Source organism: Sphaerisporangium sp. NBC_01403, assembly GCF_045040145.1.
Classification (GTDB): domain Bacteria; phylum Actinomycetota; class Actinomycetes; order Streptosporangiales; family Streptosporangiaceae; genus Sphaerisporangium; species Sphaerisporangium viridialbum.
On sequence record NZ_CP109534.1, the window covers coordinates 9,615,033 to 9,634,336 of the forward strand.

The following is a 19,304-nucleotide window of genomic DNA, read 5'->3' on the forward strand; positions in this document are numbered from 1 at the left end:
GGAGTCGTCCCGTCAACCGTTGGGTGCGGATCGCGGGGCTCGCGGCGGCTGGAGGCCGGGCCGCGACCCGGAGGCGGACTGGTGCCGGCGCACTCGAACCGCGTAGGCGAGGGCCGATCCGGCGAAGAACACGCCGGTTACCAGCAGCCAGCGGCCCAGGTACGGGCTCGTGTCCAGCGCCGCTGATCTCTTGTAGTTGGACTCGGCGAACCGGAGGATCAGGGGAAACCAGACGAGCAGCAGCAGTCCGGACAGCACGGCCGGTACGCGCACGTAGTTGATCAATGGCGGCCACTTGACGGTGCCGGATGGCGGTCGGCGGCGATGCCACGGCCGCCGCTGCGCGACGATGTCGGCGAGGGCGTAGAGCGGGTATAGCAGGAGGTCGTGGATGATCGCGGCGCCGACGAACCACACCAGGAAACCGACCACGATGCCGGCGGCGACGACGCGGCTTGCGGCGTACCCTGCCAGCGCGAAGCAGGAGATCAGCGCCAGCAGGTGCAGCGGGTCGGCCCCGTAGCGAGCCGAGACCCACCGGTGCATGCCACGGATCCTGGAAGGCATGGCCCGTCCCCTCACGACGCCGTCGGGTGGAAGCTGAGCTTGCGGACCCACTTCGTGTTGTGCACGCCGGGAGCGTTCGGAACCATGATCCTGGCGGGAAAACCGTGATCTAGGGAGAGATCGGCGCCATTGACCCGCAACGCCAGCAGGGAGCGGGGGTCGGCCACCTGCCCCGCGCTCAGCGACGCCTGGCCGAAGGCGCCCCCGCGTTCCAGGGACTCGACGAACACGTCCACCGTGCCGGGCACCGCCCCCGCCAGCCGGGCCAGGTCGGCCAGCCGTACGCCGGTCCACGTCTGCTCGGTCGACCACCCCTCCACGCACGCGATCGGCAGTGCGTAGGTGTGCAACGGCATCGCCAGCAGCTCCGCGCGGTCCAGGCGGACCGGGTGTGGCCCGGCCAGTTCCAGCCGCCAGTCCTGGCCGGTGTCGGCCGGATCGATGCCCATGGCGGTCGCGGCCTTGTTCACCTGGAAGTCGTTGGGGCCTGGGCCATAGTCCCGTCCGTGCGGGGCCAGCAGCGCGGTGCGGCGCAGCGGCCCGTCCATGGTCTGGCCGACCGACAGGCCGAGCAGCGCCAGTGAGGCGCCACCGACGAGGGCGAGCATGCCCCGCCGTGAAATGGTGGGCTCCGCCGGGCGCGGAGGGACCAAGCCGTCGGGGTCCGGCGGTTCCGGCCGGGTGCCTTCCAGGCCGGTACGCAGCTCGCCGCGGATGCTCCGCGACCGCAGCGAACGGACCATCTTCGGCAGCTTGAAGGCGACGTGGACGGCGAACGCCCCGAGGAAGATCCACGCGCCGTACAGGTGCGCGGGGTAGAAGGAGAACGGGAAGACGTAGAAGAGCTGGATGTTCAGGATGCCGGTCGCGAATTCGAACACCGCTCCGCCGACCAGGAGCAGCAGGCTGGCCCGCTCCACCGCTTCGGCGAGGGATCGGGCCGGCGGCCACGTGAACAGCTTGGGGATCACCGACCACAGCTTGGCCAGCAGCACCGCGACCAACGTCAGTCCCAGGATGACGTGCACCCCTTGCGTGACCCGGTACAGCCATACCGGGTGCGTCGGCCAGTCGAAGAGGTAGAAGCCGAGCAGTCCCCTCTCGGGAGTCGTCTCGTTGCCCGGCAACCGTGGGTCGTAGGCGGCGTACGAGATCAGTCCAGTGATCGCGACGATCGGGATCCCGAACAGTAGTACGAGGCCGAGCACCGACGTCAGCCAGGGGCCGCGCAGCGGGCTGCGCCAGAACTCCGGCCGGAACGGACCGGGTGGCGGGTGTTCCTCCAGCCACGCGGCGATGCCCGCTCTTCTCGGACCCGTGCCTTTCGGGTGCGCACTCTCGGCGGGCTCGCGGTCATCCTGAGCGCCCCCTGGCGGCGGCCGATCCGGCATCGATCACCCCCGATACCCGTGTCCCGCCACGGCGGGACAGACAGAACCATTGCCCGACTTCATTATTAAAGTGGCTATATGTCGGAAATGTCCCTTTCGGGCATTGTAGCTCGGCGCCGGTGAGCCCTCCCGGACCGTGGTCGAGCCGGTGACACTCCAGCCTGGGGGCCGCGCGCGTGACGGTGGTCAGCCGAGCCGACGTGCGGCCTCCGCGCATGATCCTCGCCCCAGGGGCAGCCACAGTGTCCTGGGCCGCAAAGGCGCCCCGCCGATCGGACCGAACGCTTCGTCCGGGACGTTCGCCATCAGCCTCTCGGGGCAGGGGCGGTAGTACCGCGTCAGGCCGGGGGGAAATCCATCGAGATCGGCGGGGTGCTCGACCACGATGGCGGCGAATCGCCGCCCGGCCACCGCGTCGGCGATGCTGCGCTCCAGTCGCACCCGGGCCGTGCGGTCGGTGCCGCGCAGAACGTCGTACACGGCCGCTCGGTGTGCCATGGGCGGGAGCCCCGCGGCCACGTTCAGGCCCGGATCGGAGAAGACCGCCACCGGCCCGCCGAAACCGCCTATCCACGTGCGGAGCCGATCACCGACGCGGCGTTCGGCGGTGCTCGGGACCATCCGGTCCACGGCGAAGGTACTCGTCGCGAGGACGGCGATCTGAAGGAGGACCAGCGCCCCGGCCACCGCCCCGCGCCAGCGGCTCGCCGTCGAACCGCCCATCCCGATTCCGGCGAGCAGCGCCACCGCCGAGTAAACAGGAAGCATGTTGTTCACCGCACCGCCGGTGTGCAGCAGGCCGGCATAACCCTCCGCGGCGAGCGCGAGGCAGCCCATGGCGAGAACCGGCGGGGTCCGCCGTACCGCGAACAGGGCCGCGCCGAGCGCGATGCCGAGGGTGGGCAGCAGGTACCGCGTCCAGAACCCCGTCAACGCCGAGTGCTCAAGGGGGTGCTGCGCCAGCAGTTCGACGACATAGAAGACATACCAGCCGTGGGTGGTCATTCCCCAGAGGAGAGTGACCGGCCCGGCCACTCCGGCGAAGGTCACCGCCAGCACCACACCCAGACGGCGGCGGGGGCCGTATAGCAGCGCTGCCGTGATCGCCACCGCCTCGGCGAGCGCGCTCTGTTTGGTGAGGAAGGCCGCGGCGAGCAGCAGTCCGGCAGCCGCCGCGCCGCGCGGCCGGCGCATCCACCGGGCGGCGTAAAGCCCGGCGAGGCTGAAGGAAAGGAAAAGCGAGTCCACCCGGGCGAAGTCGAACCAGGTCCCGGCGGCGAAGTAGGTCGCGGCGTACAGCCCCGCCGCGGCGATCCCTGCAGCCAGGTCTCCGGTCTCGCGCTGGACCAGCCGGGCGAGGAGGGCGAAGCAGGCGAGCGAGGCGGCGAGCGAGACCAGCCGGAGCGGGAGATAGGACACCCCCAGCATGCCGGCCAGGCCCGCCGAGGCGGCGAAATACAGCGGAGGGTAGGCATCGGGCACGTAGTCGACCGTCGGAGCGGAGTACAGCGGCCGGCCGGTGAGCAACCGGCCCACCTCGACCAGGGAGTTGCCTTCCAGCCACTCCAGGGCGTACGGGTGGCCCACCCGGGCCACGGCGGTACCGACGCACACGGCGATCGCGACGAGTCCCGCCGAGGCGGCGAGGAGGATCGGAACCCGTACGGCGACATTCCCGAGACCAGGGGGAAGGCGGAGCGTCCACGGCAGAAGGCGGAGGGAAGGAGCCGGCGAGCCGGAGGTCCCGGCACGCGACCGAGCGCTCACGGCGGGGCTTCGGCGTCGTCCCGGCGAGCTGGGAGAACATCCACGACCACACCGTCACGCTAACGGCGAAGCCCCGCGGAGGCCCGCTCCCACGCCGACGCGGCTCACCTTCGCGGCCCTCACGACCTCGCTCGCGGCGATGCCGGCGATAACCTCGCGGCCCTCGGAACGCACATCTCTCCGGGATCGCTGACGGCCTGCAACGTGGCGAGCGGCGAACCGCACACGATCGGGGAGATGGCCGCCGCGCGGAGATCGGGTTCGCCCAGGGAATGCGCGACTTCGCCGTGGCACCGCTCGCGTGAGGCGATCCCCCTGAGCCTCCGCATCGCCCGTCACCTTCTCACCCAATGCTTGAACTGGTCATTTCTCGGAAGGACATCACCATCCCATAAGGGATGAGCCCACCCCCGGCTTTAGCTTCTGACCATGGGGATCGACGTGGTGCTGCCCTGCCTGGACGAGGAGGCGGCCCTGCCGTGGGTGCTCGGACGCATGCCCGACGGCTTCCACCCGATCGTGGTCGACAACGGCTCGACCGACGGATCCGCGCATGTCGCCGCCGAGCTCGGCGCGACGGTGGTGTACGAGCCCAGGACCGGGTTCGGCGCCGCCTGCCACGCCGGGCTCCGTGCCGCGACGGCGGACGTCGTGTGCTTCATGGACGCCGACGCGTCGCTGGACCTGAGCAGCTCCCACGGGTCGCCGGACCGGTCATGGCCGGGGAGGCCGACCTGGTCCTCGGCCGCCGCGTCCCGCGACCGGGCACGTCGTGGCCGGTACACGCCCGGCTCGGCAACGCCGTACTGGCCGGGCGGCTTCGCCGCAGGACCGGCGCCGCCCTGCACGACCTCGGGCCGATGCGGGCGTGCGGGCGCGCCGGTCTGCTCGCGCTGGGACTGGCCGACCGGCGCTTCGGCTATCCGCTGGAGATGGTGCTTCGCGCGGCCTCCGCAGGCTGGCGGATCAGTGAGGCCGAGGTGGACTACCTGCCCCGCACGGGTCGGTCGAAGGTGACCGGCACCCTGCGCGGCACGCTGCGGGCCGTCGGCGACATGCGCCGGGTCCTCGCCGGCCCAAGGGACGGGGCGTGAGCCGGGCCAGGTCCGGGCGGTACGGCGTCGGCCCGGTCCGTCCAGGGCGGGCAGGGCCGTCCGAGGCCCAGGTCGTGGTGATCGCCAAGGAGCCGGTACCCGGGAGGGTCAAGACCCGCCTCACCCCGCCTTTCACCCCCCGTGAAGCCGCGGCGCTGGTGGCCGCCGCGCTGGAGGACACGCTGCGGACGGTCGCCCGCGTACCGGCGGCCCGCCGCGTGCTCGCGCTCGACGGTGCTCCGGGATCCTGGCTCCCCGAGGGGTTCACCCTGCTGCCGCAGCGCGGCTCCGGACTGGACGAGCGGCTCGCGGCCGTCTTCGACGACGCCCATCGGCTCCTTCCGGCGCCCATCGTCCTCATCGGCATGGACACCCCGCAGGTCACTCCGGGCATGCTGGCCACAGCCCTGTCCCTGCTCGGTCCGCACGACGCGGTATTCGGGCCGGCATCCGACGGCGGGTTCTGGCTGCTCGGCCTGCGCGCGCCCGATCCCGCGCTCCTGCTGGGCGTCCCGATGTCGGAGCCGACCACCGGTCAGACGCAGTTGCGGAGGCTGAACGAGGCCGGGTTGAGCGTCGCCACCATGCCGCGCCTTACCGACGTGGACACCGCGGCGGACGCGTTCGCCGTGGCGGCGCTGGCTCCACGGTCCCTCTTCGCCGCCGCTCTCGCCGGGACGGGTACGCCGCGGTGATCGGCCTGCTCTACGAGGAATCCCTCAGGGGCGCCGCGGTGGAGATCGAGCACGACGACGGCACCCGGCGGCCGCTGGACTCCGCTCGCTGGCTCGGGGTGGCCCCCGGTGACGAGGCGATCCTTTCCCGGTGCCTCGCCCCCGTCCTCGATGTCGGGTGCGGGCCCGGCCGGTTCACCGTCGAGCTGACCCGCCGCGGGGTGCCCACCCTCGGCATCGACATCACCCCACATGCCGTACACCTCACCCGCCGCGCGGGCGGCCTCGTCCTGTGCCGAGACGTCTTCGGCCCCGTCGTCGGCAGCGGGCACTGGGCCACGGCGCTCCTCGCCGACGGCAACATCGGCATCGGCGGCGACCCGCACGCGCTTCTCCGCCGTGTACGCGAGCTCGTCCGGCCGGGAGGGCAGGTCATCGCCGAGGTCGAGCCCCCCGGCGTCGCCAGCCGCGTCGACCGGCTCCGCCTGTGCGGACTCGGCCTCACCGGAGAGTGGTTCACGTGGGCCAGGGTCTCCGTCACCGACCTTCCCGGCATCGCGAGGCCCGCCGGATTCCCGGAGATCGAATCCTGGCAGGCGCGCGGCCGGTGGTTCGCCCGCCTGCGTTGACCGGAACGCGCCGGGGCGGCCGAGGATCATCCCCACACCGACCCCGCCCCCTCTGATGCGAGATTTCTGGCGCGAAATGAGCACGTAGTGGCCGCCGCCGGGGTTGCCCGTTCGGTATTCACCGAGTCAGACATTGCCGAGCATCCGCGTGACCTCTATCTCGATCACGACGCGTTCGGGGTTCTCCCGGGGCGCGCGGTAGCGCCGCGCGTACCGGCGCTCGGCGTCGGCGACCTCTCCGGGGTCGTCCCGGATCACGGCGCGCCCTTCCAGGGTGGACCAGCGCCGCCCGTCCACCTGGCAGACGGCGACCGGCGCGCCCGCAGGACCGGCGGCGTCGACCAGCCGGGCCTTGTACGACCCACGCGAGGTGATCACTCGGGCGATCGCCGTGCTGAGGTCCAGCGTCACCCCGACCGGTACGACATGCGGTGTCCCGTCGGGACGGATGGTGGTCAGCGTGCACAGGTGTCGTTCACGCCAGAACGCGCGGAACGGTTCGCCGCGCCCTATCAGGTCCGGGCGCAGGGCTTTCCCCGGCATTTCGTCACTCCAATCAATCGTCAGGTCCACGACAGATTGAATCGCAGTGCGTACCGGCAGGAGGCTTCGCCTTATCGAACACCCCGAGTCAGTTCTCCCGGCGGAAGATCATCACGAGCACGCGCAGGGCGAGGATTGAGGCGACCACCAGGAGGTTGTAGGCGAAGAGCTGATAAAGCGTGACCTGGGCGGTGACCTTCGGCCCGGTGTCGATGCCGAGGAGCAGGACGGCCATGATCCCCGTGGTCGCGGCGAGCACCGTCAGCAGCACCTGGTGCAGCATGCCGGTGACGTGCCTGCGGTCGCGCTCGTCGGCGAAGAGCCGCACGTTCACGCTGAGCCGCCCGTGCTCGGCCGCGCCGACGATGCGCTCCACCCGGCGCGGCAGCCTGCGCAGCATCGGAAGGAGCGCCACGACCTCGTCGGCGACGATCCGCCTGACCGCCGCGGCGTCGCGCTGCTCCGCGAAATGGCGGGTGGCGAACGCGCGTGCCTCGGTCACCAGGTCGAACCCCGGTGCTAGCCGGGTCAGCGTTCCCTCCACCGTGGACAGCGTGCGGAAGACGGCCGCGACCTCGGGTGGCACCGACAGGCCGTGGCCGGACACGATGCGGAACAGGTCGGTGAAGATCTGTACGCCCGCCGGCTGTCCGCCGCCGCTCATGTGGCGGGCCATGAACCGGCCGAGGTCGCGCTCCAGTCGCTGCTCGTCGATCTCGTCGGGGCGCGGTACGACCTCCAGCAGCGCGTCCGACACGCCGAGCGGGTCGCCCCGGTCCATCGCCAGCAGCAACCGCTGAAGCGACGCGCGTAGCGAGCCGTCCAGCCGTCCGACGGAGCCGAAGTCGAGCAGGCCGAGACGCCCGTCGGCGAGCAGCATGATGTTCCCGGGGTGGGGATCGGCGTGGAAGACACCGTCCAGCATGATCTGCCGGAGCAGCGCGTCGAGCAGTGTGCGCGCGAGAGCGGCCTGGTCGCGTGTTTCCTGGCCCGGGCCCTCGCTTCCGTCGCTCTCGCCCGGGCCGTGGCCCTGGCCCGGCAGTGAGATCGTGGCCGCCAGTGGCGTTCCCTCCAGGCGTTCCATCACCAGCACCCGGCGCCCGCACAGCGGCACGTGCGGGGCGGGCACGTGCAGCGCCGGGTCCCGCGAGCTCGCGGCGACGGCGGCCATGTTGGTGGCCTCCACCCGGAAGTCGAGCTCCTCGCGCAGCGCCTCGGCGAACCCGGCCGCCAGGTCGCGGACGCCGATCGCACGCCCCCACCGCGTACGGAGGTCCAGCGAGCGGGCGAGCCGCGCCATGATGTCGAGGTCCCGCTCGACCACCTCGGTGATCCCCGGCCGCTGGACCTTCACCACCACGCGGACGCCCGAGTGCAGCCGCGCGGCGTAGACCTGGGCGATCGAGGCCGACGCGAGCGGCTGCCGGTCGAACTCCGCGAACACCTCGTCGACAGTCCCCGGCAGCTCGGCCGCCAGCACGCGCTCGATCTCCTCCCACGGCGCGGGCGCGGCCCTGTCCTGCAGCAGGGCCAACTCGTCAATGAACTCGGCGGACAGCAGGTCGGGGCGGGTGGACAGGATCTGGCCCAGCTTCACGAAGGTCACGCCCGCCTCGTCGAGCGCCCGGCGCAGCGACTGCGCGAGCCGTACGCGCCCATAGAGGGCGTCGACGTCCGGGCGGCGCCCGCGCAGATAGGGCGCCAGCCCATGCCGCGCCAGGATCCGCACGATGGTGAAGTAACGGCGTGATCGGGAGATCCTGCCGCGCAGCGACCGGACCAGCTCGATCGGGCCGGGCAGCGACCCGGTCGGCACCAGGGCTTCGGCGACCGCCAGGAACACCATCGCCGCGAGCAGCGCGCACGCCACCGCCAGGATCAGGAACCACAGCGGTGCGAGGCTGGAGTCGTCCCGCGACACCGACCCCGCCAGCGCCTGGGCGATGGGCCCGGCCAGCAGGAAGGCCAGCGCCCCACCCAGGAACGCGCGGAACGTGCCGAACCGTAGGTTGAGCAGCCGCCGCGCGACCACCGCGAACCCGGCGATCATCACGGTCGTCGTGACGGCGACGATGGTCGTGACCAGGAGATCCACCGGGAGTCCTCCGTGCGATCCTGCGTGGGGCCGCGTGGCGGCGTTCTTCGATGCCGCGCAGACCCTATCGCGCTGATTTGCGCGATTTCACCGGTTCCTCACAGGCGCCTGCGTGTGCTCAGGCGTCCGGGCGATGGGATCGTCCTGGTGGGATGTCAGAGCGCGTGCTCGTGCTTGAGGAGCCACTCCTTGACCGGCGGGCCGTAGTAGTAGCCGCCGAAGCCTCCTACGGAGGGGAGCACGCGGTGGCAGGGGACGAACGGGGCGATGAGGTTCTGGGCGCACGCCGACCCGGCCGCCCGTGCCGCCGTCCTCGGCAGCCCGGCTCGCTCGGCCAGCTCGGCGTAGCTCACCGTCGTGCCCGCCGGCACCGCGCGCAGCGCCGCGAGCAGCCGCTGCCGGGTCGGCGTGCCCGGCTGGTCCAGCTCCACGGTGTCGAGCGCGAACAGGTCGCCGTCGAGGTAGTCCCGTACGGCCTGCGCGGGCTTGCCGAGGTCGTCGACGGTCTGGAGGGGGAACGCGGTGAGCGTTCCCGGCAGCCGTACGTACATCTCCGTGGGGTCGGCGGTGAACCCCGCGGCGACCAGCACGCCGTCGTGCACCAGCAGCGACAGCGGCCCGGTCGGAGTGGGCAGTACCTGCGCGCCGATCGTCGCGTTCATGACTTCTCCGAACTCCAGAGGTGAAGGGCGGCGTACGCCCGCCAGGGGCGCCACCGCTCGGTGTCGTCTTCGGGAATGCCGAGTGCTTTCATGGCCCGCTGCAGGCCGAGGTCGCCGGCCGGCCAGGCGTCGGGGTCGCGCAGGGCGCGCATCACGATGTAGCCGGTGGTCCACGGCCCTATGCCCGGGATGTCCATGAGCCTGGACGCGGCCTCGGCCGGGTCGGCCCCGCCGTCGAGGTGGAGCTCACCTGAGGCCGCCTTCTCGGCGAGGATCTTCAGCGTGGTGACGCGCCTCCCGGTCAGCCCGAGCCCGGACAGGTCGGCCTCCGCCAGCCGCTCCGCGGTGGGAAACAGCAGACGCGGCCCATCGGCGTCCCCACTGACCGGAACGCTTCCGGCACCATCGCCCACCTGGGCCGGCGCTCCAGTGAGTGCTGTGGTGCCGCCGGGGTGGGGTGATCCGTTGCGGGCGGCGATGTCGCACGGTTTGGCCGGGGCGCCGGCGCGGGCGGCGATGCGGCCGAGCAGCGTCCTGGCCCCCGCGACCGAGACCTGCTGGCCGACGACGGCGCGTACCGCCAGCTCGAAGCCGTCGAAGGCCCCCGGAACGCGCAACCCCGGACGGCGCTCTACGAGCGGACGTAGCGCGGTCGTGCTCAGGGCGTCGGCGATGGCGCCGGGGTCGGAGTCGAGGTCGAGCAACCGGCGGCACCGGGACACGATCCGCGCCAGGTGGCGGGTGTCGTCAAGGGTCACCGACAGCCTGACGTGCCCGTCGGCCGGAGCCAGACTGATCACTCCTCCGGGCACGGCGCGGCGGTAGCAGGAAGGGCTCACCTCCTCGACCCCCGGGATCGCCCGGGCGGTCAGGAAGCCGAGCAGGGTCTCCGCGTCGTACGGGGGCCGGTAGTTCAGGCGCAGCGTGAGCGCCGCCGGCATGCCCGGAGTGACCCCTCCCGGCCGCGAACCGGGTGTGGCTCTGGGCGAGGTGGCGCCCCGGGAGCCCGGGTCGGTGGTTCTCGCGGAGGTGGCGCGGGTGAGCGGGCCAGAGGTGGTACGGAGGTCGCTGGGCGCGAAGCCGTACGCCTCCTTCATCGTGGCGTTGAACTGGCGCACGCTGCCGAACCCGGCGGCGAACGCGACATCGGTGATCGGCAGCGGGGTCTCGGTCAGCAGTTGCTTGGCCAGCAGCAGCCGCCGGGTTCTGGCCACGGCCAGGGGACCGGCGCCGAGCTGGGCCGTGAAGAGGCGCAGGAGGTGGCGTTCTGTGACGTGCAACCGGCTCGCGAGGCCCGCGACGCCGTACTCGTCGGCCACGCCGTCGTCGATCAGCCGAAGCGCCCGCGCGACGAGGTCGGCGGCGACGTCCCAGCCGGGATCGCCGGGGCTGAGCTCGGGGCGGCAGCGGCGGCATGGACGGAACCCCGCCGCCTCGGCGGCGGCGGCGTGGCGGTAGAACCTGACGTTCTGCCGCGCGGGCGTGCGGGCGGGGCAGATGGGGCGGCAGTAGATGCCTGTCGAGGTGACGGCCGTGTAGAACCGCCCGTCGAACCTCGTGTCGCGAGCGCTCGCCGCCCTGTAACAGGAGTCGAAGTCGAGGGTCTGGTGTGGTGTCACAGTTACGACGTTATGCCCTGTTCAGCCGACAGGACTGGCGGGAATCGGACCTCGCCGTCGGCCGGTGTCACTTCGTGGAAATGCCGACCCCCAGGTCGAATTCGCGGTAGACGCGGGCCCAGAAGCCGTCGCGCAGCCAGACCCTGGCCTCGGGGTAGGGGCGCAGGGAGTGGCCGAGCTCCTTCTCGGCCTCGATCAGCAGCTCGGTGTCGATGACCGTCGGCAGCAGCGGGCCAGGGAGCAGGTCGCGGATGTTGTCGCGGCCACGCGTGAGGATCCACTTCTGCGCGACGTGCTCGCCGACCTCCTCGACCCTCGGACGGCTCGGCCCCAGTTTGGTGACCTGTCCGGGGTGCTTGACGGCCGGTTTGGCGCTGAGCGCGGTGCGGCCGGCGAACACCTGGGCGGGCGACGGCGGCGTGGGCGCGGTGGCGGTCACCACCTGGGCGGCGCGGTTGAAGTAGGGGCGCAGGAAGTCGGCCCCCAGCTCCTCGACGGTGTCGGACTCCCATACGAGACGCTCGGCCTGGTTGGTTCCATAGGGAGGCTCGACGCCCCACAGATGGATGCGCACTCCGAACGTCTGGGCCGCCTCGACGGCGGGCACCATGTCCTCGTCTCCGGCGATCAGCACGGTGTCGCTCACCGCGTGGTGCCGGGCGAGTGCCTCCAGGTCGCTGCGGATCTGCGCGTCGACGCCCTTCTGCTGCCCTCGGGCATTGAGGTTGCCGAGACGCACCTTGACCCACGGAAGCTGCGCGATCACGCGCTGGTCGACGGTGGGCACGCGGTCGCGGGCGGCGTCGTACCAGTAGACGCGCAGCAACTCGCCGGGGATGCGCTCCATCGCGTGCTTCTTCAGAGCTTGGATCAGCTCGTCGGCCGCTACGCGATATTCCTTGCGCTCCTTGGCACCCAGGATGACCTCGCCCGCCGCAGCGTAGAGATAGCCGACGTCCACGAGAACGGCGTATTTCGCCGCCACGGGATGCGGTGTGAGGTCCGGGATTGCCATGCTCTCCTCCAGGCCTCGGTCCTAGGCAATGATCGGCTGACTATATTCCCCCATTTCTAGATAGTCCCAACTCTTAGCTCGCTTGACACCCACTTCCAAAGATCTAATGGGGCCGTGAGCTTGCTCGCCACGCTCCCGGGCCCGTGGGGAGCACCCTTCTCAGCTGGTGTGATGGGTTACGCCACGTTTCGCGGGTTCGGGTGGGTTGTACCTCGTTCGTCGGTCTTGTCGCGACCGCGATCACGAGCGCCGCCACCTCCTCCGGAGTGGCGTCCCCGTGAATGATCCTGAGATAGGGCTGATCCATGGACGCCTCCTACAGGGGGATGTTGCCGTGCTTCTTCGGCGGCAGGGTCTGGCGCTTGTTGCGCAGCACGCGGAGGGCCCTGACGATCTTGACCCGGGTGTCCGAGGGCCTGATCACCGCGTCGACGTAGCCCCGCTCGGCGGCGAGGTACGGATTGGCGAGCATGTCCTCGTAGTGGGTGATCAGCCGGGCACGTTCGGCCTCGGGGTCGTCCGCCGTCGCCAGCTCGCGCCGGTAGAGGATGTTGACCGCGCCCTGGGCTCCCATCACGGCGATCTGCGCCGTCGGCCACGCCAGGTTGATGTCGGCTCCGAGGTGCTTGGACCCCATGACGTCGTACGCGCCGCCGTACGCCTTGCGGGTGATCACCGTGACCAGTGGCACCGTCGCCTCGGCATAGGCGTAGAGCAGCTTGGCGCCGCGCCGGATGATCCCATTCCATTCCTGATCAGTACCCGGAAGGAAGCCCGGCACGTCCACGAAAGTAAGGACGGGAATGTTAAAGGCATCACAGGTGCGGACGAAACGCGCGGCCTTTTCCGAGGCGGCGATGTCCAGCGTGCCCGCGAAGCTCATCGGCTGGTTGGCCACGACTCCCACCGAGTGGCCCTCGACCCGGCCGAAGCCCACGACGATGTTCGGCGCGAACCCCGCGTGGATCTCCAGGAATTCGCCGTCGTCCACAACATGCTCGATCACCTGGTGCATGTCGTACGGCTGGTTCGCCGAGTCGGGAATGAGGGTGTCGAGCTCGTGGTCGACGTGGGTGACGGTCAGGTCGGCGGGGGAGTCGAACACCGGGACCTCGTCCATGTTGTTGGACGGAAGGTACGACAGGAGGGCCCTGGCGAACTCCAGGCAGTCGGCCTCGTCGGCCGCCTCGTAGTGGGCCACGCCCGACTTGGAGTTGTGGGTGTGGGCGCCGCCGAGCTCCTCGAACGTCACCTCCTCGCCGGTGACCGTCTTGATGACGTCAGGACCGGTGATGAACATGTGGGACTTCTCGCGCACCATGAGCACGAAGTCGGTGAGCGCCGGGGAGTACACGGCGCCGCCCGCGCACGGGCCCATGATCAGGGAGATCTGCGGGATCACCCCGGAGGCGTGGACGTTGCGCTTGAAGATCTCGGCGTAGAGGCCGAGCGAGACGACGCCCTCCTGGATGCGCGCGCCCCCGGAGTCGTTGATGCCGACGACCGGGCAGCCGGTCTTGAGGGCGTGGTCCATGACCTTGACGATCTTCTCGCCGAAGACCTCGCCGAGCGAGCCGCCGAAGACCGTGAAGTCCTGCGCGAAGACCGCCACGGGACGGCCGGCCACGGTGCCGTACCCGGTCACCACGCCGTCGCCGTACGGCCGCTCGCGCTCCATGCCGAAGCTGGACGACCGGTGCCGGGCCAGCTCGTCGAACTCGACCAGCGATCCCTCGTCGAGGAAGGCGACCAGCCGCTCGCGGGCGGTCATCTTGCCCTTGGCGTGATGTTTCTCCACCGCACCCGAGGATCCTGCGTGGGCGGCCTCGTCGAGGCGTCGCTCCAGGTCAGCGATCTTTCCCGCGGTGGTGTGCGAATCGATGCCGTCGACGTGCGGAACGGGCTCAGCGCTCATGCCCGTAGGTTAGTCCTCCCCTCAGATCGCCTGTCACCCGGAACCGTCCTTGGACCCCCGATTAGAGTGACGGCATGACCGATTTCGCCAGTGGGCCCGGCTCGGCCGCCTCAGCGGGCTCCACCGGCCCTCCGGAAGCGGTCCGCACACGGGGGCTCTACAAGCGGTTCGGCCGCCAGGTGGCGGTCGCCGGAGTCGACCTCGTGGTGCCGCGCGGCAGCTTCGCCGGCCTCGTCGGGCCGAACGGCGCGGGGAAGACCACCACACTCAGCATGATCACCGGCCTGCTCATGCCCGACGCGGGCTCGGCGGAGGTCGGCGGGGTCGACGTGTGGCGTCACCCGGTGGCGGTCAAGGCCCATGTCGGCGTGCTCCCCGAAGGCCTGCGGCTCTTCGAACGGCTCTCCGGGCGCGAGCTGCTCTCGTACAACGGCCAGATCAGGGGCATCCCCAAGGAGGAGGTGGCCCGGCGCGCCGAGGAGCTGCTGAACGTCATGGACCTCGCGGCCTCGGCCGACAAGCTGGTCGTCGACTACTCCACCGGCATGCGCAAGAAGATCGGCCTGGCCGCCGCGCTGCTGCACAACCCCAAGGTGCTCTTCCTCGACGAGCCCTTCGAGGGGGTCGACCCGGTCAGTGCGAACACGCTGGTCGAGGTCCTCCAGCGTTACACCTCCTCCGGCTCGACCGTCGTCTTCTCCAGCCACGTGATGGAGCTCGTCGAGCGCCTCTGCGACTGGGTGTCGGTGATGAACCACGGCCAGATCGTCGCCCAGGGCACTCTGAGCGAGGTACGGGGCGGGCACACGCTCAACGAGGCCCTGCTCGACCTGGTCGGCGTGCGTGGCACCGGCGACGAGGGCCTGTCGTGGCTCGGATCCTCGCCCGCGTGAACACGGCCGCGATCCGTATGAACTCCGTATGAACGAGGAGCGCCCGAGCCGAGAGGGGCCGGCATGGCCTGGCTGTTCGTCCGCCTGAAGCTGCGCCTGATCGCCGGGAACCTTCGCGGCGACACCATGCGCCAGGTCGGCTTCGTCTTCACGATGATCGCGGCGTTCATGGTGGGCTGCGGGGGGCTCCTTCTGATGAGCCTGCTGCGGCTGGCTCCCGCGGACCTCGCGCTCGACGCCGGAGTGGTGCTGTTCACCCTGCTCACGCTGATCTGGGTGATCGGCCCGCTGCTCGTCTTCGGCGTGGACGAGACGCTCGACCCCGCGCGGCTGACCCTGTTCCCGCTCACCGCCCGCCAGATGGCCGTCGGCATGTTCGCCGCCTCGGCCACCGGCCCGTGGCCGCTGGCCTCGCTGTGCTTCCTGGCCGGCGCCGTCGTCGGGCTGTCGCGGAGCCTCACCGGGGTACTGATCGGCCTGGTCGCCGTCGTGCTGCAGGTCGCGCTGTGCCTCGTCGCGTCGAGGGCCGTCACCACGGCGCTCTCCCGAGTGCTCCGCACCCGCCGGGGCCGTGACGTGCTGGCCGTGGGCGTCGTCTTCGTGATCCTGCTGACCCAGCTTCCCAACCTGCTCCTGAACCGCGGCTTCGGCGGCGATCCCCGGGAGTTCGTCGCGAACCTGGCCTCGCTGGTGCGGTGGGGGCCGCCCGGGATGGCCGCGCACGCCATCGCGGACGGCGGGCTCCTCGGGCTGGCCGAGATCGTGATCGTGGCCCTGGTGGTGCTCGTGCTCGGCCGGCTGTGGATCGCCGGGCTGAGCAGGGCCATGGTCACCGCCGACTCCTCCACGCAGATCGGCTCGGTACGCCGAAGCCGCTTCGACGGCCTGCTCCCCGGGGGCGCGCTCGGCGCCGTCGTGGCAAAGGAGCTCAAGTACGTCCGCCGCGAGCCACGGGGGCGCATGGGCTGGATGGCGGCCATCGGCTTCTCGGGAGTGCTGATGTTCTCCCTGAGCGGCGGCCCCAACGGCCTGGACGGATCGGCGCTGGCCGTCGCCCCGGCGTGCATCGGGGCGCTGATGATCGGGCTCCAGGCCGCCAACGCGTTCGGCATCGACGGCCGCGCCCTGTGGATGAACGCCATCGTGTACTCCTCCGACCGCGACCTGCGCACCGACTTCGCCGGGCGGCATCTCGCCATCTCCCTGGTCGCGGTGCCGCTGCTCGCCGTGCTGTCGGTCGCCGCCGCGCTGGTCGCCGGGCACCTGCCCTGGGCACTGCCCGCCGTGCTGACCGCGAGCGGGCTCCTGCTGGTCGCCCTCGGCGTGGGGGCCGTGACCAGCGTGATCCTTCCCTACACCTATCCCGACCGGATCAACGCCTTCACCAGCGCGGCTCCCGGCCAGGGCGGGGTGGCGTTCGCCGGGTCGTTCGGCGCGATGCTCGGCACCAGCATGCTGGCGTTCCCCGTCGTGCTGCCGGTCTTCCTCGGAGTGACCTGGGTCGCCGCGCTGGCCGTGCCGTACGGGCTGGTGGTCGCGCTCGCGGGGCGGCGGCTGGCCGCGTCCATCGGGTACGCCCGCCTGCCGGACCTTCTCGGCGCCGTCTCCCGGCCCGCCTGACCGCCGCCGCCGCGCGCACACTGGTCTAGTCCAATAGGTGAGACCGGTATCCAGGTGACAGGGCCGACTGGATACCCTTCCTGGTATGGCCGCCATCGCTTCACAGCAGGCAGACCGTTCTCCTGTTGAACGCCACAGTGCCGTTTCCGAGATGCCCGACGAGCTGCGCGCGGACGTGCGCATGCTGGGCGAGCTGCTTGGCCGGGTGATCGCCGAGGACGGCGGGCCCGACCTGCTGGCCGACGTCGAGCGGCTGCGCAAGGCGGTGATCGCGGCGCGTAGGCGCGAGATCTCCGTCGACGAGGTGGCCGCGATGGTCGCCGGGTGGTCGATCGACCGCAGCGTGCAGATCGCCCGGGCCTTCACGTGCTACTTCCACCTGGTTAACCTCGCCGAGGAGCACTTCAGGATCCGCACTCTGAGGTCCAGAGACACCGGCGAGGCGACGCTGCCCGAGTCCCTGGCGCAGGCGGTGAGCGAGCTGAAGCAGGACCTCCGCCCGGAGGAGCTGACCAAGCTGATCTCCGAGCTGGAGTTCCGCCCGGTGCTGACCGCGCATCCCACGGAGGCGCGCCGCCGCGCGGTCGTCACGGCCATCCAGCGGGTCAGCGTGCAGCTCGCGGAGTACAACGCCCCCGACAGAGGAGCGCACGAGCGGCAGGAGGCGCACCGCCGCCTGCTCGAAGAGATCGACATGCTGTGGCGCACCGCCCAGCTCAGGCACACCAAGCTCGACCCGCTCGACGAGGTCCGCACGGCCATGTCGGCGTTCGACGAGACCCTGTTCCGCACGGTCCCGCGCATCTACCGGTCCCTGGACACCGCGCTCGCCGAGGGCTCAGGCACCCGCGAGCCGCAGGCCAAGGCCTTCATCCGCTACGGAAGCTGGATCGGCGGCGACCGCGACGGCAACCCCAACGTGACCGCCCGGGTCACCCGCGAGGCGGTGCTGATCCAGGCCGAGCACGTGCTGACCGCGCTGGAGAACGCCGCCACCCGCATCGGCCGCACCCTCACCGCGTCCTCCCTGTACGGCGTGCCGAGCAAGGGGCTGCGCGACGCGCTGGCCGCGGCGGCCGACGACCATCCGGAGCTGGTCTCCGAGCTGGGCAAGCGCTCGCCGCGTGAGCCGCACCGGCAGTGGCTGCTGTTCGTGGCCGCCAGGATCGCCGCCACCCGCCGCCGCGATCTCGACCTCGCGTACCGCTCGCCCGACGAGCTGCTGCGCGACCTGCGCACCTGCCAGGCCTCCCTGGTGGGCACGGGCGCGACCCGCCAGGCGTACGGGGAGATCCAGCACCTCATCTGGCAGGTCGAGACCTTCGGGTTCCACCTGGCCGAGCTGGAGGTCCGCCAGCACTCGCAGGTGCACGCCCAGGCGCTGGAGGAGATCAGGGCCGGCACGACCTCAGAGCGCACCGAGGAGGTCCTGGCGACCATCCGCATGATCGCCTGGATCCAGGAGCGGTTCGGCGTCGCGGCCTGCTCGCGGTACGTCGTGTCCTTCACCCGGTCGGCCGGCGACATCGCGGCCGTGTACGAGCTCGCCGAGCACGCGCTCGGGGGTCGCACCCCCGTCCTGGACGTCGTGCCGCTGTTCGAGTCCGGGGAGGACCTCGCCAACTCGGCCGACGTGCTGACCGGGATGCTCGGACTGCCCGCCGTCCAGAAGCGCCTCGCCGTGAACGGACGCCGGCTTGAGGTCATGCTCGGCTACTCCGACTCGGCCAAGGAGCTCGGCCCGGCCGCCGCCACGCTGAAGCTCTACGACGCGCAGGCCGAGCTCGCCGCCTGGGCCCTCACCAACGACGTCAAGCTGACCCTCTTCCACGGCCGGGGCGGCGCTCTCGGCCGGGGCGGCGGCCCCGCCAACCGGGCCGTACTGGCCCAGGCCCCCGGGTCGGTCGCCGGCCGGTTCAAGGTCACCGAGCAGGGTGAGGTCATCTTCGCCAGGTACGGCCACCCGGCGATCGCCCTGCGGCACATCGAGCAGGTCACCAACGCCGTGCTGCTCGCCTCCACCCACTCGGTCGAGGCCCGTACGGCCGAGGCCGCCGCGCGCTTCCGGCTGCTGGCCGAGCGGGTCGCCTCCGCCTCCGAGGGCGCCTATCGCTCGCTGACCGAGGCACCCGGGTTCCCGGAGTGGTTCGGCCTGGTCAGCCCCCTGGAGGAGATCGGCTCGCTGCGTCTCGGCTCCCGCCCCGCGCGGCGCGGGCTCGGCGCGCCCCGGTCCCTGGACGACCTGCGGGCGATCCCGTGGGTGTTCGCCTGGGCCCAGACCCGTGTCAACCTTCCCGGCTGGTACGGCCTCGGCAGCGGCCTCCTCGCCGCCACCCGCCCGGAGTCCGCCTCCAACGGCGCCGGGTCGGAGGCCGGGAACGGGGTGGAGCCTGGGCCGGGGCTGGAGGAGCTGCGGCGGGCGTACAACGAGTGGCCGCTGTTCGCCTCGCTCCTCGACAACGCCGAGATGTCCCTCGCCAAGACCGACCGGCAGATCGCGGCCCGTTACCTCGCGCTCGGCGGACGGCAGGACTTCGCCGACCAGGTGCTCGCGGAGTACGACCTGACCCGCAAGCTCGTCCTCGCCATCACCGGGCACTCCCGGCTGCTGGAGAGCAGGCGCGTGCTGTCCCTGGCCGTACAGCTCCGCGACCCCTACGTCGACGCGCTGTCCCACCTCCAGCTCCGCGCACTGTCGGCCCTCCGCGCCGAGGAGAGCCTCTCCGACGACGAACGGGAACGCCTCGAAACCCTCCTCCTCCTGAGCGTCAACGGCGTGGCCGCAGGCCTCCAGAACACCGGCTGAGCAAGGGCGCGCCC

16 protein-coding genes and 1 pseudogene are annotated in these 19,304 nt (G+C 71.3%); 7 read left to right on the forward strand and 10 right to left on the reverse strand.

Annotated features, from left to right (window positions below):
• Positions 1-12: 12 nt before the first annotated feature.
• The 3 genes from OG589_RS43525 to OG589_RS43535 form a co-directional block, all read right to left on the reverse strand.
• Positions 13-567, reverse strand: coding sequence for a hypothetical protein (locus OG589_RS43525; protein ID WP_405144796.1), 555 nt, complete (start codon positions 565-567; stop codon positions 13-15).
• A gap of 11 nt (positions 568-578) precedes the next feature.
• On the reverse strand, positions 579-1,958 hold the full coding sequence (locus tag OG589_RS43530) for a molybdopterin-dependent oxidoreductase (RefSeq protein WP_405144797.1): 1,380 nt from the start codon (positions 1,956-1,958) through the stop codon (positions 579-581).
• Between the two features lie 186 nt (positions 1,959-2,144).
• Complete coding sequence (locus OG589_RS43535) at positions 2,145-3,725, reverse strand: glycosyltransferase family 39 protein (protein ID WP_405144798.1); 1,581 nt, start codon at positions 3,723-3,725, stop codon at positions 2,145-2,147.
• Between the two features lie 495 nt (positions 3,726-4,220).
• Between OG589_RS43535 and OG589_RS43540 the strand changes: the two are divergent.
• The 4 genes and pseudogenes from OG589_RS43540 to OG589_RS43555 all read left to right on the forward strand — a co-directional run.
• A pseudogene (locus OG589_RS43540) lies at positions 4,221-4,343 on the forward strand (glycosyltransferase); the annotation flags it as partial.
• A 98-nt stretch (positions 4,344-4,441) separates the two neighbouring features.
• The gene (locus tag OG589_RS43545; RefSeq protein ID WP_405152264.1) at positions 4,442-4,819 is read left to right on the forward strand and encodes a hypothetical protein; all 378 of its coding nucleotides are present in this window, start codon (positions 4,442-4,444) and stop codon (positions 4,817-4,819) included.
• Complete coding sequence (locus OG589_RS43550) at positions 4,816-5,514, forward strand: TIGR04282 family arsenosugar biosynthesis glycosyltransferase (RefSeq protein WP_405144799.1); 699 nt, start codon at positions 4,816-4,818, stop codon at positions 5,512-5,514. Before OG589_RS43545 ends, OG589_RS43550 begins: the two co-directional genes overlap by 4 nt.
• On the forward strand, positions 5,511-6,122 hold the full coding sequence (locus tag OG589_RS43555; RefSeq protein ID WP_405144800.1) for a class I SAM-dependent methyltransferase: 612 nt from the start codon (positions 5,511-5,513) through the stop codon (positions 6,120-6,122). The genes OG589_RS43550 and OG589_RS43555 overlap by 4 nt, the downstream gene beginning before the upstream one ends.
• A 126-nt stretch (positions 6,123-6,248) precedes the next feature.
• Here the strand turns inward: OG589_RS43555 and OG589_RS43560 are convergent, their stop codons facing one another.
• The 7 genes from OG589_RS43560 to OG589_RS43590 all read right to left on the reverse strand — a co-directional run bounded on the left by OG589_RS43560 (position 6,249) and on the right by OG589_RS43590 (position 13,971).
• Positions 6,249-6,665 carry a TIGR03618 family F420-dependent PPOX class oxidoreductase gene (locus OG589_RS43560; RefSeq protein ID WP_405144801.1) on the reverse strand — a complete coding sequence of 139 codons (417 nt, stop codon included), beginning with the start codon at positions 6,663-6,665 and terminating at the stop codon, positions 6,249-6,251.
• Between the two features lie 88 nt (positions 6,666-6,753).
• A complete protein-coding gene (locus tag OG589_RS43565; RefSeq protein WP_405144802.1) occupies positions 6,754-8,760 on the reverse strand; it encodes an ABC1 kinase family protein in 2,007 nt (668 codons plus the stop codon).
• A gap of 155 nt (positions 8,761-8,915) precedes the next feature.
• A complete protein-coding gene (locus tag OG589_RS43570) occupies positions 8,916-9,422 on the reverse strand; it encodes a methylated-DNA--[protein]-cysteine S-methyltransferase (RefSeq protein WP_405144803.1) in 507 nt (168 codons plus the stop codon).
• Positions 9,419-11,041, reverse strand: a complete 1,623-nt coding sequence (locus tag OG589_RS43575) for a DNA-3-methyladenine glycosylase 2 family protein (RefSeq protein ID WP_405144804.1) — start codon at positions 11,039-11,041, stop codon at positions 9,419-9,421. The genes OG589_RS43570 and OG589_RS43575 overlap by 4 nt, the downstream gene beginning before the upstream one ends.
• Before the next feature lie 67 nt (positions 11,042-11,108).
• The gene (locus OG589_RS43580; RefSeq protein ID WP_363915940.1) at positions 11,109-12,056 is read right to left on the reverse strand and encodes an NYN domain-containing protein; all 948 of its coding nucleotides are present in this window, start codon (positions 12,054-12,056) and stop codon (positions 11,109-11,111) included.
• A 103-nt stretch (positions 12,057-12,159) separates the two neighbouring features.
• Positions 12,160-12,363 carry an acyl-CoA carboxylase subunit epsilon gene (locus OG589_RS43585; protein WP_405144805.1) on the reverse strand — a complete coding sequence of 68 codons (204 nt, stop codon included), beginning with the start codon at positions 12,361-12,363 and terminating at the stop codon, positions 12,160-12,162.
• A gap of 9 nt (positions 12,364-12,372) precedes the next feature.
• Positions 12,373-13,971: an acyl-CoA carboxylase subunit beta gene (locus OG589_RS43590; protein ID WP_405144806.1), complete on the reverse strand. Its 1,599-nt coding sequence runs from the start codon at positions 13,969-13,971 to the stop codon at positions 12,373-12,375.
• Between the two features lie 74 nt (positions 13,972-14,045).
• On the opposite strand from OG589_RS43590, the gene OG589_RS43595 reads away from it, so the two are divergent.
• The 3 genes from OG589_RS43595 to OG589_RS43605 all read left to right on the forward strand — a co-directional run bounded on the left by OG589_RS43595 (position 14,046) and on the right by OG589_RS43605 (position 19,290).
• Positions 14,046-14,864 carry an ABC transporter ATP-binding protein gene (locus OG589_RS43595; RefSeq protein WP_405144807.1) on the forward strand — a complete coding sequence of 273 codons (819 nt, stop codon included), beginning with the start codon at positions 14,046-14,048 and terminating at the stop codon, positions 14,862-14,864.
• 63 nt (positions 14,865-14,927) lie between these two features.
• A complete protein-coding gene (locus tag OG589_RS43600) occupies positions 14,928-16,484 on the forward strand; it encodes a hypothetical protein (RefSeq protein ID WP_405144808.1) in 1,557 nt (518 codons plus the stop codon).
• An 85-nt stretch (positions 16,485-16,569) separates the two neighbouring features.
• Positions 16,570-19,290, forward strand: a complete 2,721-nt coding sequence (locus OG589_RS43605; RefSeq protein WP_405144809.1) for a phosphoenolpyruvate carboxylase — start codon at positions 16,570-16,572, stop codon at positions 19,288-19,290.
• Positions 19,291-19,304 lie beyond the last annotated feature (14 nt).

Excerpts from the sequence above, each read along its gene's own strand:
- OG589_RS43590 (WP_405144806.1), bottom strand. The coding sequence starts at position 13,971 with ATGAGCGCTGAGCCCGTTCCGCACGTCGACGGCATCGATTCGCACACC.
- OG589_RS43545 (WP_405152264.1), top strand. The coding sequence starts at position 4,442 with ATGGCCGGGGAGGCCGACCTGGTCCTCGGCCGCCGCGTCCCGCGACCG.
- OG589_RS43600 (WP_405144808.1), top strand. The coding sequence starts at position 14,928 with ATGGCCTGGCTGTTCGTCCGCCTGAAGCTGCGCCTGATCGCCGGGAAC.
- OG589_RS43570 (WP_405144803.1), bottom strand. The coding sequence starts at position 9,422 with ATGAACGCGACGATCGGCGCGCAGGTACTGCCCACTCCGACCGGGCCG.
- OG589_RS43605 (WP_405144809.1), top strand. The coding sequence starts at position 16,570 with ATGGCCGCCATCGCTTCACAGCAGGCAGACCGTTCTCCTGTTGAACGC.
- OG589_RS43530 (WP_405144797.1), bottom strand. The coding sequence starts at position 1,958 with ATGCCGGATCGGCCGCCGCCAGGGGGCGCTCAGGATGACCGCGAGCCC.
- OG589_RS43595 (WP_405144807.1), top strand. The coding sequence starts at position 14,046 with ATGACCGATTTCGCCAGTGGGCCCGGCTCGGCCGCCTCAGCGGGCTCC.
- OG589_RS43585 (WP_405144805.1), bottom strand. The coding sequence starts at position 12,363 with ATGGATCAGCCCTATCTCAGGATCATTCACGGGGACGCCACTCCGGAG.
- OG589_RS43560 (WP_405144801.1), bottom strand. The coding sequence starts at position 6,665 with ATGCCGGGGAAAGCCCTGCGCCCGGACCTGATAGGGCGCGGCGAACCG.
- OG589_RS43525 (WP_405144796.1), bottom strand. The coding sequence starts at position 567 with ATGCCTTCCAGGATCCGTGGCATGCACCGGTGGGTCTCGGCTCGCTAC.
- OG589_RS43580 (WP_363915940.1), bottom strand. The coding sequence starts at position 12,056 with ATGGCAATCCCGGACCTCACACCGCATCCCGTGGCGGCGAAATACGCC.